The following is a 13,058-nucleotide window of genomic DNA, read 5'->3' on the forward strand; positions in this document are numbered from 1 at the left end:
CCGCGCTGTGATCCTGCGCGCTTTTCGGAAATGTTGCATGGATCACCCGTATCTGCGCTGCGATAGTCCCGGCCCGCTCGGCGCACGCCCCGGCACACGCGCCTGCTTCCCGAATCCCGCAAGGACCCCGCCATGCCCCTGGATATTCTGGCGATCGGCGCCCACCCCGATGACATTGAACTGGGCTGCGGTGGCACCCTGGCCAAACTGGCCCGCGACGGCGCGCGCGTGCATGCACTGGTGCTGAGCCGTGGCGGCCGCGGCTGCCACGACGGCGCCGATCGCAGCGGCGAATCGCATCGCGCCCTGCAGCAGCTGGGCGCCCTGCACGTGCAGCAGTGCGACTTTCCCGATACCTGCTTCCCGGCCTGCCGCAACGAGCTGATCGCGACCATCGAACGTGCCTGCGCCGCCGTGGCGCCGCAGCGCGTCTACACCATGTGCGGCCAGGACCACCACCAGGACCATCGCACCGTGCATGAGTGCTCGATCATTGCCTGCCGCGGCGTGGGTCAGGTGCTGTGCTACGAAAGCCCCAGCACGCTGCCGCAGTTCGCGCCACAGGTGTTCGAAGACATCAGCGCACAGCTGGAGCAGAAGATCCTGGCGCTGCGCGAACATGCCAGCCAAGGCGAACGCCAGTACATGCAGGAAAGCCATCTGCGCTGCCACGCGCAGTTCCGTGGCCAGCAGATCGGCCTGGGGCCGTGCGAAGGCTTCCTGGCCCACCGGATGGTGCTGTGATGAAGACGCTGCTGTTCCTGGCCATGTGTGCCTTCATCGGCGTGCGCCTGCTGGTGCATGCCGCCCGCCGGCCCAGCGCGCGGCTGCACAGCATCGACGCAATCGTGCCCGCCTACAACGAGGCACCGTGCCTGGCACGCTCGCTCACCGACCTGCTGCACAACCGCTACGTGGCGCGGGTGATCTGCGTGAATGATGGTTCCACCGATACCACCGCGCAGGTGCTGGACGACCTGCAGGCGCAGTGGCCCGGGCGCCTGCTTGCGGTGCACCAGGCCAACACCGGCAAGGGCGGCGCCTTGATGCACGGCCTGCAGCATGTCACTGCCGAACAGGTATTCCTGACCGATGCCGATACACGCATCGACCCCCAGGGCGATGGCCTGGGCCACCTGCTGGCCGAGATCGAACGCGGCGCCGATGCCGTGGGCGGCGTACCTTCTTCCTGCCTGCGCGGCGCCGGCTTCCTGCCCCATGTGCGCGCCAGCCTGAAGCTGCCGATGATCGTGATCAAGCGCAGCTTCCAGCAGTGGCTGGGCGGCGCGCCCTTCATCGTCTCCGGTTCGTGCGGGCTGTTCCGCACCGCCGTGCTGCGCAAGGTGGGGTTTTCCGACCGCACCCGCGTGGAAGACCTGGACATGTCGTGGTCGCTGGTGGCGCAGGGCTTCCGCGTGCGGCAGAGCATCCGCTGCGTGGTCTATCCGCAGGAATGCAACACGCTGCGCGAGGAATGGCGACGCTGGCGGCGCTGGATCGTGGGCTATGCCGTCTGCATGCGCCTGCACCGAGGCCTGCTGCTCAGCCGCTTCGGGGTGTTCAGCATCCTGCCGATGCTCCTGCTGGCGCTGCTGGGCGTGGCCGCTTCGCTGCATGTGTGGTTCGGTGCCACGCAGGTGCACGGCCCGGGTGGGCTGGTGCTGGCGGTGATGCCGCTGGTGTGGATCGGCATCGTGATGGCGCTGGCGATGATCAGCGCGGTGCACCACCGCAGCGCCTGGCTGGTGCCCGCTGCCGCGTTTTCCATGCTGTACGTGCTGCTGGCCTACGCCATCTGGCTGATGCACGGGCTGAAGGGGCTGTGCACCGGGCGCGAGCCAGCACGCGACAAGCCGACGAGGTACCCGCATGTGGTGGAATGACCTGCAGGCGATGGCCACCGCGCTGGCCACGATGTCACCTGCCATCGATTCGCAGGCACAGGTCTCGCCGCGGGCCACCGTGCAGGGTGCGGTGCGCATCGGCGCCGGTACACGCGTCTGCGATGGCGCCCATATCCAGGGCCCGGTGCTGATCGGCTGCGACTGCGTGATCGGCAACCACGCGCTGCTGCGTGGGCCGCTGCAGATCGGCGATGGCACGCGCATCGGCTTCGCCAGCGAGCTGAAGCACGCGCTGATCGGCCAGCAGGTCAGCATCGGCCCGCAGTGCTTCATCGGTGACAGCCGCATTGACGACCACGCCTACCTGGGCGCGCTGGTGCGCACAAGCAACCATCGCCTGGATGGCGCCACTGTCTGCGTGCATGTGGACGGCAACGTGCACGACAGCCAGCGCGACAAGCTGGGCGCATGGATCGGCGCACGCGCCGCGCTGGGCGTCGGCGTGATCATCCTGCCCGGGCGCATCGTCGCTGCGGGCAGCCAGTTCGGCCCACGCATCACCGTGGAACGAAACCTGCCGCCGGGCCGCTACCGGCTGGCGCAGCAGCTGCATTCCCAACCCCTGGAGTAACCACCATGCGATTGATCTTCCGTGGCGCACTGCCGTGCGCTCTGCTGCTGGCCGTGTCCAGCGCCCACGCCGGCATCGACCGGGTTGCGCTGCAACTGGACCACGCCGACTACACCGATGGCTTCGGCCACCGCGATGTGCAGACCCTGGACGTGGCCGGGCGCAGTGGCGACAGCCGCTGGCACCTGGGCCTGGCCCATGGCGAGCGTGACTACGGCAGTGCCCGTTTCGGCGGCAACCGGGTGCAGGGCTCGCTGCACCACACCTGGTCGCCGCGGTTTTCCACCCGCACCGCGGCCACGGCGTCCAACGACGACCCGGTGTTCGTGAACCGGCAGATCCAGCAGGACCTGCAATGGAAGGTAGCGCCGCAGACCGTGCTGAGCGTGGGCGGCAAGTACGCCGAATACCACGCCGGCGCCTACGTCAGCGGCTGGTCGGTCGGGGCGTCGCACTACTTCCCGCGGGTGACCGCCTCGCTGCGGCATGAGCGCCACCGCCAGTCGAACGGCCCCGATGGCCATGGCACCACGGTGTCGCTGCGGCTGAAGGACAGCAGTGGGCGCGGCTCCACCCAGCTGTGGCTGGGCCAGGGTACCTCCGGGTATACCGCCGATGCGGACCCGCTGCTGCTGCGCGAACACGACAGCAAGCGCGTCTTCCTGCGCCGCAACCAGCCGCTGGGCCAGCATCTGATGCTGGAAGCCGGTCTGGGCAAGACCTGGCATTCAACGCGTCTGGATCGCTTCCAGAGCGTGCAGTCGCACCTGGGCCTGGGCTACCACTGGTAGCCGCAGGGGGCTGGCAGCGTGCGGCGCTGCCAGCCGATCAGCCGTGCGCGCTCAGCGCCACCAGGCGCGGGCCAGCGCGACCGCGCCCAGCACCGCCGCACCCAGCCCCAGCATGGGCAGGTCGCCCCAGTACCAGCCCGGCGGCTGCAGCACGTACAGCAGCGCGGCAATGGCCAGCAGGCCCACGCCGGTAATCGCCCCGACCGCGCGCTTCTGCAGCTTCTGCAGGCTGGCGTCCAGCGCCACCAGATCGCGCGAACGCATGGCCAGTTCGTGGCGGCCTTCCACCTGCTGGCTCAGCCAGGCATGCACCAGGCGCGGCATGTCCGGCGCGTGGGTCATGATTTCCGGCAGGCGCTTGCCGATCTCGCGCACCACCCGGCGCGGGCTGTAACGCTCGCGCAGGATCTTCGCCAGCACCGGCTTGGCCACGGCCCAGATGTCGATCTGCGGGTCCAGCTGGCGGCCCACGCCTTCGATGTTCAGCAGGGTCTTCTGCAGCAGGATCAGCTGCGGCTGCAGGGTCAGCTGGTAACGCTGGGCCACCCGGAACAGCTTCAGCAGCACTTCGGCCAGCGAAATCTGCGACAGCGGCCGGGTGAAGTACGGTTCGCACACCGAACGCACCGCCGCTTCCAGATCGTCGATGCGCACGTTGTCGGGCATCCAGCGCGCCTGCACGTGCAGCTCGGCAATGCGGCGGTAGTCGCGATTGAAGATGGCCATGAAGTTCTCGGCCAGGTAGTACTGATCTTCCTGCGAGAGCTGGCCCATGATGCCGAAGTCCAGCGCGATGAAGCGCGGATTGTCGCGGCGCGCCGGATCGGTGTCGACCCAGATGTTGCCGGCGTGCGCATCGGCGTGGAAGAAGTTGTCGCGGAACACCTGGGTGTAGAACACCCGCACGCCCTTGGCGGCCAGTGCCTTGCGGTCGATGCCGGCCTGGTCCAGGGCGACGATGTCGTCGGACGGAATGCCCCACACCCGTTCCAGGGTCAGCGCGCGTTCGGCGGTGTGGCTCCAGATGACCTCCGGCACGTACAGGTCGTCGCTGTTTTCCCAGAACCGGCGCAGCACGCTGGCATTGGCGCCTTCGCGCTGCAGGTCCAGTTCGGCGGCCAGGGTGTTTTCAACCTCGGCCACCACTTCGCGCGGGCGGATCTTGTCGGAACGCGGATGGGTGCGTTCCACCAGGCTGGCCAGCGAGTTCAACAGCGCGATGTCAGCGTCGATCTGCTTTTCGATGCCCGGGCGCAGCACCTTCACCACAACCTGGCGGCCATCGGCCAGGGTGGCCGCGTGCACCTGCGCGATGGAGGCCGAGGCCAGCGGTTCGGTATCGAAGCTGGCAAAGGCCTCGCTGACCGGCAGGCCCAGCGCTTCTTCCACGATGCGGCGTGCGGTATCGCCGTCGAATGGCTTGACCCGGTCCTGCAGCAGGGTCAGCTCCGTGGCCACGTCCGGCGGCACCAGGTCGCGACGGGTCGACAGGATCTGGCCGAACTTGACGAAGATCGGGCCCAGGTCCTGCAGTGCCAGGCGCAGGCGTGCGCCACGCGACTGCGCGGCAATGGCGGCCGGTGCGCGCGGCACGAAGGGTTTGGCCAGGCGCAGCCAACGCTCGGCCGCGGTGCCCTGCAGCAGGTCGTCCAGGCGGTAACGCAGAATGACCCGGCCGATGCGGTGGGCCCGCAGCAGGGCCTTCATGCGACACCCCGCAGGCGCTGCACGCGCACCTGCAATCGTTCAACGTCGTCGCGCAGCACGTCCACGTCATCGTGGAAGGCGTCCAGTTCGCCACGCGGCACCACGTCACGCGATTCTTCGGTGACGAATTCGGCGGCACTGTGGGCCAGGTCGATGGCGCCCTGGCGCGCGTGCTGCAAGGCGCTGCGCAGGGTGTTGGCCACCTGCACGCCCAGCACGTCGCCGAACACGCTCACGAACGGCTGCTGCCAGTCCGGATCGAAGCCCTTGGCCAGCTGCTGCAGGCGGCGCGCCAGTTCGGCATCGCCGGCCACGCGTACGCGGCCCTTGCCGGCATCGTCGCCGCGCCGCGCGTTGGCCAGCAGCGGCAACTGCGCCAGCACCCCGGCCAGGCTGCTGCGCACGGCCAGGTCGGCTTCCTGGGCGTCCACCGGGCCCACGCGCAGCTGGTCGCCGTCCACGCTGATGCGCATGGCCAGCGCCGGCGCTTCCAGAGTCAGGTCGATGTGCCGGCCGTGCAGGCTGGCCAGGGCGTGGCGGGTGTCCGGATCCAGCGCCAGGGCGCGGTTCAGGGCGATCTGCAGGGCGCGGCCAGCGACCGGCTTGAGGGACTTGAGCAGGGAAAGAGCCATGTGGCCATTCTACCTGCGTGGGTGGTGGGCGGATGCAGGCACGTTGCCGCGGTAGAGTCGACCGTTGGTCGACTGACCTTCCGCGTCCTGCCAGTGGACCAACGGTCGACTCTACCTTTCCCCGTGCCACCGGGCGGTTCATGCTGTGGGGCCTTGTTGCACAGGACATCGCATTGCCCATGGCACGTACCCGGGTTGGCATCATTTTCGGCGGCACGTCTTCCGAACACGAAGTTTCGCTGCAGTCGGCGAAGAACATCCTCGATGCGCTGGATCGCGAGCGCTACGAACCGGTGCTGGTCGGCATCGACAAGCAGGGTCAGTGGCATCTGCTGCAACCCGATGCGTTCCTGCTCAACGCCGATGATCCGGCGCGGATCGCGCTGCGCCCGTCCGGCGCCACGCTGGCGCTACAGCCGGGTGCAGGGCAGGCGCAGCTGCAGCCGGTGAACGCACCGGCGGCACTGGGGCCGATCGATGTGGTGCTGCCGATCGTGCACGGCCCGCTGGGTGAGGACGGTGCGCTGCAGGGCCTGCTGCGCATGGCCGGTCTGCCGTTCGTGGGCTCGTCGGTGCTGGGTTCGGCGGCGGCGATGGACAAGGACGTGGCCAAGCGCCTGCTGCGCGATGCCGGCCTGCCGGTGGCGCCGTGGGTGTGCATCCGCCGCCACCAGGCGGCGCAGGTGGATGTGGCCGCGCTGATCGCACAGTTGGGCCTGCCCCTGTTCGTGAAGCCGGCCAACCAGGGTTCGTCGGTGGGCGTGAGCAAGGTGAAGGATGCGGCCGGCTTCGCGGCGGCGCTGGAACTGGCGCTGCGCCACGACCACAAGGTGCTGGTGGAATCGGCCGTGGCCGGTCGCGAGATCGAATGCGCGGTGCTGGGCAACGCGCAGCCGCAGGCCAGCGTGTGTGGCGAGGTGGTGGTGCATGACGAATTCTACGCCTATGACACCAAGTATCTGAACGCGGCGGGGGCCGATGTGGTGGTGCCGGCGGCGATCGATGCCGACAGCCAGGCGCGTATCCAGCAGATCGCGCTGCAGGCGTACCAGGCGCTGGAGTGCGCCGGCATGGCGCGGGTGGATGTGTTCCTGGGCGCGGATGGGAAGATCACCATCAACGAGATCAACACCTTGCCTGGCTTCACCCGCATCAGCATGTATCCCAAGCTGTGGGGCGCAAGTGGGCTGGGCTACACCGCGCTGATCACGCGGTTGATTGAACTGGCGCTGGAACGGCACGCGGCCGACAAGGCGCTGGTGTAGTGCGGGGGGCCCCGCATCGCGTGCGACGCGCGGGGCCCCGCTTCTGTAGAGTCGAGCTTGCTCGACTGCTGTTGGAACAGTCGAGCATGGCTCGACTCTACAGGTGCGTCACAGGTGCGTTGGTCGAGCAGGCTCGACTCTACCCGCGCTTGCGGAACATCGAGATCACCGCAAGGATCAGGAACACGACGAACAGGATCCAGGCGATGTTGCTGGCGGCGCCGGCAATGCCGGAGAAGCCGAGCACGGCGGCGATGATGGCGATGACGAAGAAAATAACGGCGTAGTGCAGCATGGCGCTCCTCGCGATGGGTCGGGCCGTGGATGGCGTGGGTCCATCCTCCCGATCTGGCGGTGTGCAACCGGTGACGGCAACTTCTGCGCGCGATGAAGCCTTCAGCGCCGTGATGCCGCCGTCACGAGGCCGCGTGCAGGCGGCGCAGCCCTTCTTCGATGCTGACCTGCGGCACGTAACCGAAATCGCGGCGCGCCGGTTCCATGCTGTACCAGTGCGGCGTGCACAGCTGTTCGGCCAGGAACCGGGTCAACGGCGGTTCGCCGGGCAGGCGCAGCAACGGCCACAGGCGCTCGCAGACGGCGCCGATGCGGTAGGCGGTCTTGAAGCTGAGGGTTTTCTCCACGGCCGGGGCATTCACCGCCGCCAGCAGCTTGTTCAACAGCTCGCGCATCGGCAGCGGTTCGCCATTGGAAATGAAATAGGCCTTGCCGGCACAGGCCGCACCCGGGGCCAGCGCGTCGAACGCCAGGAAGTGCGCCAATGCGGCGTTGTCGATGTAGGTGGTGTCGACCTTGTTGCTGCCGTCACCGACCAGGCGCAGGCGGCCCTGGCGGGCACGCTCGGCCAGCCGCGGTACCAGCTGCAGATCACCCGGTCCCCAGATCAAGCGCGGGCGCAGCGCCACCGTGGCCAGGCTGGCATCGTTGGCGGCCAGCACGCGCTGCTCGGCAATCGCCTTGGTCGCCGCGTACGGGGCCTGGAAATTCTCGCCGTACGGCACTTCGTCGGCGCCCAGCCCTTCCACCGGGTGGGTGGCGCGGTGGGTCACGCTGGGCGTGGAGGTATAGACCAGGCGGCCGACGCTGTGCGCGCGGCAGGCGGCAATCACGTTGTCGGTGCCCACCACGTTGGCCTGGTGGTAGCTGTCATAGCTGCCCCAGGCACCGGCCTTGGCGCCGTTGTGGAACACCGCGTCCACCCCGGCCACCGCATGCTGCACAGCCTGCGGGTCGGCCAGGTCGCCACGGATCTGGCCCACACCCATCGCCTGCAACGCCGGGTAGTGGCCACGGTTGAGCGCCAGCACCTGGTGGCCGCGCTCAAGCAGGCCGCGGCACAGGGCCTGTCCGAGGAAGCCACCACCACCGGTAACCAGGATCTTCATGCACGCTTCTCCAATTCAGCGCTGGCCCAGACGGCCAGCTTTTCGCGGCCGATCTTGGCGTTGTGTCGAATGTCCACCGGGAAGCCCGGGTGGACCAGGAAGTGCTGCACATCGGCAGCGGGCAGGTGCGTGGCCGCATGGGCGCGCAGCGCCTCCTGAAGGGCCGCGCCATCGCGGCTGCCGCGCTGCAGCTCCACGCACAGCACCGGCACCTGTGCACCGGCCGGGCCCACGCCCACCAGTGCGGTGCGCGCCACGCCGGGCAGCGTGTTGAACACCGGCTCCACCTGTTCGGTGTACAGCGGCCCGCGCGCGGTTTCCACGCGGTGGGTCTTGCGCCCACAGAACCACAGGCGGCCCTGCGCATCGAAGTAGCCGACATCGCCCATGCGGTGCACGATGCGGTTGCTGCCATCGGCCAGGGCTTCGGCAATCTTTGCAGCCGCCGTGGCCTGCGGGCGGTTGAAGTAGCTGTCGGTGGCGGTCGGTCCGGCCACGGTGATCTCGCCCACTTCGCCCACGCCCAGCACGCGCACCTGCGACCAGTCGGGAAGCGGGGCGTCATCGATGGCGATGATGCGCACTTCGTTGGGGGCCACCACGCTGCCCACGCAGGTGCCGGCGCCGGCTTCGGTGGCGGCGCGCGTACGTTCCAGCTCGCGCCCTTCCACCACGGCCACCGGCAGGCATTCAGTAGCGCCATAGGGCGTCCAGAACTGCGCATCGTCCGGCAGCAGGCGGCGGATGGTGGCCACCACGTCCGGCGGCACCGGGGCGCCGGCCGAGGTGACCCGGGTGACCGAGGGCAGCGGCCGGCCATGGCGGGCCAGCACGCGCATCAATGCCGGCGAACCGAACAGCTGGGTCACGCCGAAACGCTGGATGGCATCGTGCAGCCGCGCCGGGTCGGCCTGCGCCGGCCGGGTCGGGTCCATGTCCGGAATGACCGAGGTCAGCCCCAGCGCCGGGTCGAACAGCGCGAACGGCGGGAAGGTCGGCAGGTCCACCCCGCCCGCTTCCATGCCGAAGGCGTTGCCCAGCAGGTCGATCTGGCCGACGAAATGGCGGTGGCGGTAGACCACGCCCTTGGGCACGCCGGTGGAGCCGCTGGTGAACAGGATCGCGGCCATGTCCTCGCCGTCGGTGGCGGCCAGCATCGGGCCGCTGGCGGCGCCGGCGCGCTCCAGCGCGGCCAGGGTGGTGCCGCCCCAGCCCAGCCGCTGGCCCACAGTCACCAGGCGGGTGGCCGACGGTGCCCAGCGCAGCGCCAGACGGGCCAAGTGGGCCAGCGGAATGCCGATGAACGCCTCCGGCTGCGCTTCGTCCAGGCACTGCTTCAGCGCGCGCTTGTCGATGCCCGGATCGACCAGCACCGGCACCGCGCCCAGCTTGAACAGGGCGAACATCAGCAGGAAGAACTCCGGCGAAGGCCGCACCATCACCACCGTGCGCACGCCGCGGCCGATGCCGTAGCCGGCCAGGCCGGCGGCCATGGCATCGCTGCGGGCGTCCAGCTGGCGGTAGTCCAGGGTCACGTCATAGGCGGCCATGCCGTTGCCAGCGCCTCTGCGGCCGGGGCAGCGGATGGCGATCTGGTCGGGGCGTTCACGGGCCAGTTCCGGCAGCCGCGCGGCAATATTGCAGGGTCGGTTCATCCGTTCATTGTCGCCGCTTACGGAATTTCTTGCGCGGCGGCCGACTTCGTGGAGAATCCGCAGCCTCGTCCCCCCATTCCACTGCCGCCCGAGGCGGCCTGACCATGCAACATCCCTGCATGACCTGCGGCGCCTGCTGCACCCAGTACCGCGTGGCCTTTCACTGGATGGAATCGGACGAGGTCACCCCCGGCGGGGTACCGCATCAGCTGACTGAAACGCTGGACCCGCATCGCCTGTGCATGCGCGGCACCCATTCCAAGCCGGTGCGCTGCGTGGCCCTGGATGCGCAGATCGGCGTGTATTCACGCTGCACCATCCACCCCAACCGGCCCAGCGTGTGCCGCGAGGTCGATGCCTCGTGGGAATACGGCAAGGCCAGCCCGCAGTGCGACAAGGCGCGCATTGCCTATGGCCTGGACCCGCTGACCCCGGCGGACTGGGAAGGCAGCGACGGCAGCCCGATCGCAGCCTGAGACCAGGGGTCGGATCCGTTTCGCAGAAACGGCTCTGACCCCGCGCACCGATCAGATCGGGTTGGCATCCAGGAAGGCGCGGATCTTCGGCACCAGCACTTCGTGCTTGTCTTCCAGCACGTAGTGGTTGGCATCGTCGAACGCATGCACCTGGGCGGCCGGCAGCGCGGCCTGGAAGCCCTTCAGGAAGTGGTGGTCGAACACGATGTCGCGCAGGCCCCAGCCGATGAAGGCCGGGCGATCGGCGAAGGACGGCAGCGCCTGGCCGGCGCGTTCCAGCAGCGACCAGCCCTTGTCGGCCGGCGACAGCGGAATGTCCTGCATGAAACGGATCGTGCTGATGCGGTTGGCGTAGCTGTTGTACGGCGCCACGTAGGCGCGGCGCACATCGGCCGGCATCTTCCGCTCCACGCCCAGCCACGAGGCACCGGACGAGAACGCATTGAAGGTGCGGATGATCCACTCACCGACCTTCCAGTGCCGGCCCAGCGCAATCTGCCACGGCATCTTCTTCGCCGCCGGCAGCGGGAAGGCCGCGGTGTTGAGCACCACCAGGCGCTTCACCTGGTCGTGGTGCGACAGCGCCCAGCCGAAACCGATCATGCCGCCCCAGTCGTGCACGGCCAGGGTGACCGGGCCGGTGATGCCCAGGTGCTTCAGCAGCGCATCCAGGTCGTCCACGCGCGACTGCAGGGTGTACTCGTAGCGGCTGTCATCGGGCTTGTCCGACAGGCCCATGCCGATATGGTCGGGCACGATGCAGCGGTACCTGTCCGACAGGCCGGCCACCAGCGTGCGCCAGTAATAGCTCCACGACGGGTTGCCGTGCACCATCACCACCACCTCGCCATCGCGCGGGCCCTCGTCGAGATAGTTCATCGACAGACCGGGGCGAACCTCGAAACGCTGCGGGTGGGCGGGGTAACCGGGAAGATCGCGCATGCGGAGCACCTAAGGAGAGTCGCGGCGCACTGTAGAGCCGAGCCATGCTCGGCTGCTTTCTCGTCCGCTGCTGAAGAGCCGCGCTGCGCGCGTGAGCCGAGCAGGGCTCGGCTCTACAGGAGATCGTGCAGCAGGCTGTTTACCAGACCACTTCGGCCATCGAGCAGTTCAGGCCCGAGCCGATGCCCAGAAGCGCGATGCGATCGCCCTTCTTCAGCTTGCCCAGCTGCTTGAGCTTGCTCAGCACGATCGGCACCGAGGCCGGGCCGATGTTGCCGTGCTCGCCGAAAATGGTCATCACCTTCTTCGGGTCGATGCCGAAGTTCTTGATGAACGCGGCGGTGTGCGGCTGGCTGACCTGGTGGATGACGAACTGGTCCAGTTCCTCCACGGCCCAGCCCAGGGCGATCTTGGCGGCGGCAAAGGTCTTCTGCGCCAGCTTGATGCCTTCGATCAGCAGCAGGCGGGTGTCGGTCACCATGCGGTCCAGGTTGCCCAGGCACAGCTGGTTCCACTCGGTGGCCGAACGGGTCACGCCACCCTTGTAGCGTGGGGCGTCGGGCACCAGTTCCGAGCGCGCCATCACCATGGCCGCGGCGCCCGAACCGGTGGTCAGGGCCGCCAGTTCGTTGCGGAAATCGTCGGCGGTGACGTCCGGGGCGGTCATCCGCTCCAGGGTCTTTTCGTAGACCAGATTGGCGGTTTCGCCATCGACCACCAGCGCGTAGTCGATGTCACCGCGCTCGAGCATGCGCGCGGCAATATCCATGCCGTTGATGAAGGCCAGACACGCATTGGCCACATCGAAGGTCATGCATTCGTCGCTGACGCCCAGGTTGCCCGACACGATGGAGGCCGTGGACGGCTCCAGGTAGTCGCGGCTGACCGAGGTGTTGACCAGCAGGCCGACCTGGCCGGCGGTGATGCCGGCATCTTCCAGCGCCTTGCGGCCGGCCATGGTGGCCGCGTCCGAGGCCAGCACGCCGGTGTCCCACAGGCGGCGGGCGTGGATGCCGGCGATATCTCCCAGCACGTCGGTGCGGATACCCAGGCGGTCCAGGGTCGGCTGCAGGCGGTCGTTGATTTCCTTGGTCGTCAACGTATGCGGCGCGTCGACGTGTGCGAGGCCGGCGATCGAGACATTCTTGAAGAGCATCGAGGTTAGCGCCAAGGCTCAGGCAAAAGGGGGCGCTATTCTATAACCCCCGCGCCTTCACCGCATCTTTACGAATTCAGCCTTCCCCGTATGGTGAAGGATTCAGCGTGGCGGGCACTGGAACGCGGCGAAGCGCTGGCTGCCATCGGCCGGGGCGGCGGCGGCCTGCACGGCGTTGGCGCCGGCACTGGGGGCCTCGTTGCGGGCCAGGGTTTCCAGCTCTTCCTGCACGCGCAGCGGGTTGCGGTTGTAGAAGCCCACCTTGCTCTTGACCGTTACCACCACCTCGCCCTTGGTGATGCAGCCGGCCGGAACCGGGCCTGCCGGCAGCACGCGGGTCGCCTTGCCGGCCGGTTCGATCGGCACCCAGGTGCAGGCGGTGACGGTGAGCAGCAGGGAAGAAAGCAGCAGAACGCGCATGGGCAGATCCTGGAAGGGTATGGGGCGATTCTGCCTGAACAGCCTGAATCGGGGGTAGCCGGGGATGGGGTCAGATCCCCCGGTAGCGGGGGGGGGGGGGGGGGGGGGGGGGGGGGGGGGGGGGGGGCGGGGGGGG

14 protein-coding genes are annotated in these 13,058 nt (G+C 68.5%); 6 read left to right on the top strand and 8 right to left on the bottom strand.

Annotated elements, in window-relative coordinates; all coding sequences use genetic code 11:
• The first annotated feature begins 132 nt into the window (after positions 1 to 132).
• From IAE58_RS01470 to IAE58_RS01485, 4 genes are read left to right on the top strand one after another with little or no spacing between them, the layout of a single operon-like run.
• Entirely contained in the window at positions 133 to 744 is a 612-nt protein-coding gene (locus IAE58_RS01470; RefSeq protein WP_199933849.1) for a PIG-L deacetylase family protein, read from the top strand.
• On the top strand, positions 744 to 1,883 hold the full coding sequence (locus IAE58_RS01475; protein ID WP_199933848.1) for a glycosyltransferase family 2 protein: 1,140 nt from the start codon (positions 744 to 746) through the stop codon (positions 1,881 to 1,883). Before IAE58_RS01470 ends, IAE58_RS01475 begins: the two co-directional genes overlap by 1 nt.
• Positions 1,870 to 2,475: an acetyltransferase gene (locus IAE58_RS01480; protein WP_199933847.1), complete on the top strand. Its 606-nt coding sequence runs from the start codon at positions 1,870 to 1,872 to the stop codon at positions 2,473 to 2,475. The genes IAE58_RS01475 and IAE58_RS01480 overlap by 14 nt, the downstream gene beginning before the upstream one ends.
• Before the next feature lie 5 nt (positions 2,476 to 2,480).
• A complete protein-coding gene (locus tag IAE58_RS01485; RefSeq protein WP_199933846.1) occupies positions 2,481 to 3,266 on the top strand; it encodes a YaiO family outer membrane beta-barrel protein in 786 nt (261 codons plus the stop codon).
• A 51-nt stretch (positions 3,267 to 3,317) separates the two neighbouring features.
• Here IAE58_RS01485 and ubiB read toward each other — a convergent pair whose 3' ends face one another.
• Both ubiB and IAE58_RS01495 read right to left on the bottom strand, forming a co-directional pair.
• Complete coding sequence (gene ubiB, locus IAE58_RS01490) at positions 3,318 to 4,973, bottom strand: ubiquinone biosynthesis regulatory protein kinase UbiB (protein ID WP_199933845.1); 1,656 nt, start codon at positions 4,971 to 4,973, stop codon at positions 3,318 to 3,320.
• The gene (locus tag IAE58_RS01495; protein WP_199933844.1) at positions 4,970 to 5,605 is read right to left on the bottom strand and encodes an SCP2 sterol-binding domain-containing protein; all 636 of its coding nucleotides are present in this window, start codon (positions 5,603 to 5,605) and stop codon (positions 4,970 to 4,972) included. The genes ubiB and IAE58_RS01495 overlap by 4 nt, the downstream gene beginning before the upstream one ends.
• A 179-nt stretch (positions 5,606 to 5,784) precedes the next feature.
• Here IAE58_RS01495 and ddlA point away from each other — a divergent pair, with 179 nt between their 5' ends.
• Positions 5,785 to 6,870, top strand: coding sequence for a D-alanine--D-alanine ligase (ddlA, locus tag IAE58_RS01500; protein ID WP_108751816.1), 1,086 nt, complete (start codon positions 5,785 to 5,787; stop codon positions 6,868 to 6,870).
• A 139-nt stretch (positions 6,871 to 7,009) separates the two neighbouring features.
• On the opposite strand, the gene IAE58_RS01505 is transcribed toward ddlA, so the two are convergent.
• The 3 genes from IAE58_RS01505 to oleC all read right to left on the bottom strand — a co-directional run bounded on the left by IAE58_RS01505 (position 7,010) and on the right by oleC (position 9,928).
• Positions 7,010 to 7,165, bottom strand: coding sequence for a DUF1328 domain-containing protein (locus IAE58_RS01505; protein ID WP_107231440.1), 156 nt, complete (start codon positions 7,163 to 7,165; stop codon positions 7,010 to 7,012).
• 121 nt (positions 7,166 to 7,286) lie between these two features.
• On the bottom strand, positions 7,287 to 8,273 hold the full coding sequence (oleD, locus tag IAE58_RS01510) for a 2-alkyl-3-oxoalkanoate reductase (RefSeq protein WP_199933843.1): 987 nt from the start codon (positions 8,271 to 8,273) through the stop codon (positions 7,287 to 7,289).
• On the bottom strand, positions 8,270 to 9,928 hold the full coding sequence (oleC, locus tag IAE58_RS01515; RefSeq protein ID WP_199933842.1) for an olefin beta-lactone synthetase: 1,659 nt from the start codon (positions 9,926 to 9,928) through the stop codon (positions 8,270 to 8,272). The genes oleD and oleC overlap by 4 nt, the downstream gene beginning before the upstream one ends.
• 104 nt (positions 9,929 to 10,032) lie before the next feature.
• On the opposite strand from oleC, the gene IAE58_RS01520 reads away from it, so the two are divergent.
• Positions 10,033 to 10,404, top strand: a complete 372-nt coding sequence (locus IAE58_RS01520) for a YkgJ family cysteine cluster protein (protein WP_199933841.1) — start codon at positions 10,033 to 10,035, stop codon at positions 10,402 to 10,404.
• Between the two features lie 51 nt (positions 10,405 to 10,455).
• On the opposite strand, the gene IAE58_RS01525 is transcribed toward IAE58_RS01520, so the two are convergent.
• The 3 genes from IAE58_RS01525 to IAE58_RS01535 form a co-directional block, all read right to left on the bottom strand.
• A complete protein-coding gene (locus IAE58_RS01525) occupies positions 10,456 to 11,346 on the bottom strand; it encodes an alpha/beta fold hydrolase (RefSeq protein WP_164274184.1) in 891 nt (296 codons plus the stop codon).
• A 139-nt stretch (positions 11,347 to 11,485) separates the two neighbouring features.
• On the bottom strand, positions 11,486 to 12,502 hold the full coding sequence (locus tag IAE58_RS01530; RefSeq protein WP_108748081.1) for a 3-oxoacyl-ACP synthase III: 1,017 nt from the start codon (positions 12,500 to 12,502) through the stop codon (positions 11,486 to 11,488).
• Between the two features lie 102 nt (positions 12,503 to 12,604).
• Positions 12,605 to 12,922 carry a DUF4156 domain-containing protein gene (locus IAE58_RS01535; protein WP_087921159.1) on the bottom strand — a complete coding sequence of 106 codons (318 nt, stop codon included), beginning with the start codon at positions 12,920 to 12,922 and terminating at the stop codon, positions 12,605 to 12,607.
• Positions 12,923 to 13,058 lie beyond the last annotated feature (136 nt).

The organism is Stenotrophomonas sp. S49, assembly GCF_016624905.1.
Taxonomy (GTDB): domain Bacteria; phylum Pseudomonadota; class Gammaproteobacteria; order Xanthomonadales; family Xanthomonadaceae; genus Stenotrophomonas.

Bases quoted from the DNA above. Each gene is read 5' to 3' on its own strand.
- IAE58_RS01480 (WP_199933847.1), top strand. From the start codon at position 1,870: ATGTGGTGGAATGACCTGCAGGCGATGGCCACCGCGCTGGCCACGATG.
- IAE58_RS01470 (WP_199933849.1), top strand. From the start codon at position 133: ATGCCCCTGGATATTCTGGCGATCGGCGCCCACCCCGATGACATTGAA.
- IAE58_RS01525 (WP_164274184.1), bottom strand. From the start codon at position 11,346: ATGCGCGATCTTCCCGGTTACCCCGCCCACCCGCAGCGTTTCGAGGTT.
- ddlA (WP_108751816.1), top strand. From the start codon at position 5,785: ATGGCACGTACCCGGGTTGGCATCATTTTCGGCGGCACGTCTTCCGAA.
- oleD (WP_199933843.1), bottom strand. From the start codon at position 8,273: ATGAAGATCCTGGTTACCGGTGGTGGTGGCTTCCTCGGACAGGCCCTG.
- IAE58_RS01505 (WP_107231440.1), bottom strand. From the start codon at position 7,165: ATGCTGCACTACGCCGTTATTTTCTTCGTCATCGCCATCATCGCCGCC.
- ubiB (WP_199933845.1), bottom strand. From the start codon at position 4,973: ATGAAGGCCCTGCTGCGGGCCCACCGCATCGGCCGGGTCATTCTGCGT.
- IAE58_RS01520 (WP_199933841.1), top strand. From the start codon at position 10,033: ATGCAACATCCCTGCATGACCTGCGGCGCCTGCTGCACCCAGTACCGC.
- IAE58_RS01530 (WP_108748081.1), bottom strand. From the start codon at position 12,502: ATGCTCTTCAAGAATGTCTCGATCGCCGGCCTCGCACACGTCGACGCG.
- IAE58_RS01485 (WP_199933846.1), top strand. From the start codon at position 2,481: ATGCGATTGATCTTCCGTGGCGCACTGCCGTGCGCTCTGCTGCTGGCC.
- IAE58_RS01535 (WP_087921159.1), bottom strand. From the start codon at position 12,922: ATGCGCGTTCTGCTGCTTTCTTCCCTGCTGCTCACCGTCACCGCCTGC.
- IAE58_RS01475 (WP_199933848.1), top strand. From the start codon at position 744: ATGAAGACGCTGCTGTTCCTGGCCATGTGTGCCTTCATCGGCGTGCGC.
- oleC (WP_199933842.1), bottom strand. From the start codon at position 9,928: ATGAACCGACCCTGCAATATTGCCGCGCGGCTGCCGGAACTGGCCCGT.
- IAE58_RS01495 (WP_199933844.1), bottom strand. From the start codon at position 5,605: ATGGCTCTTTCCCTGCTCAAGTCCCTCAAGCCGGTCGCTGGCCGCGCC.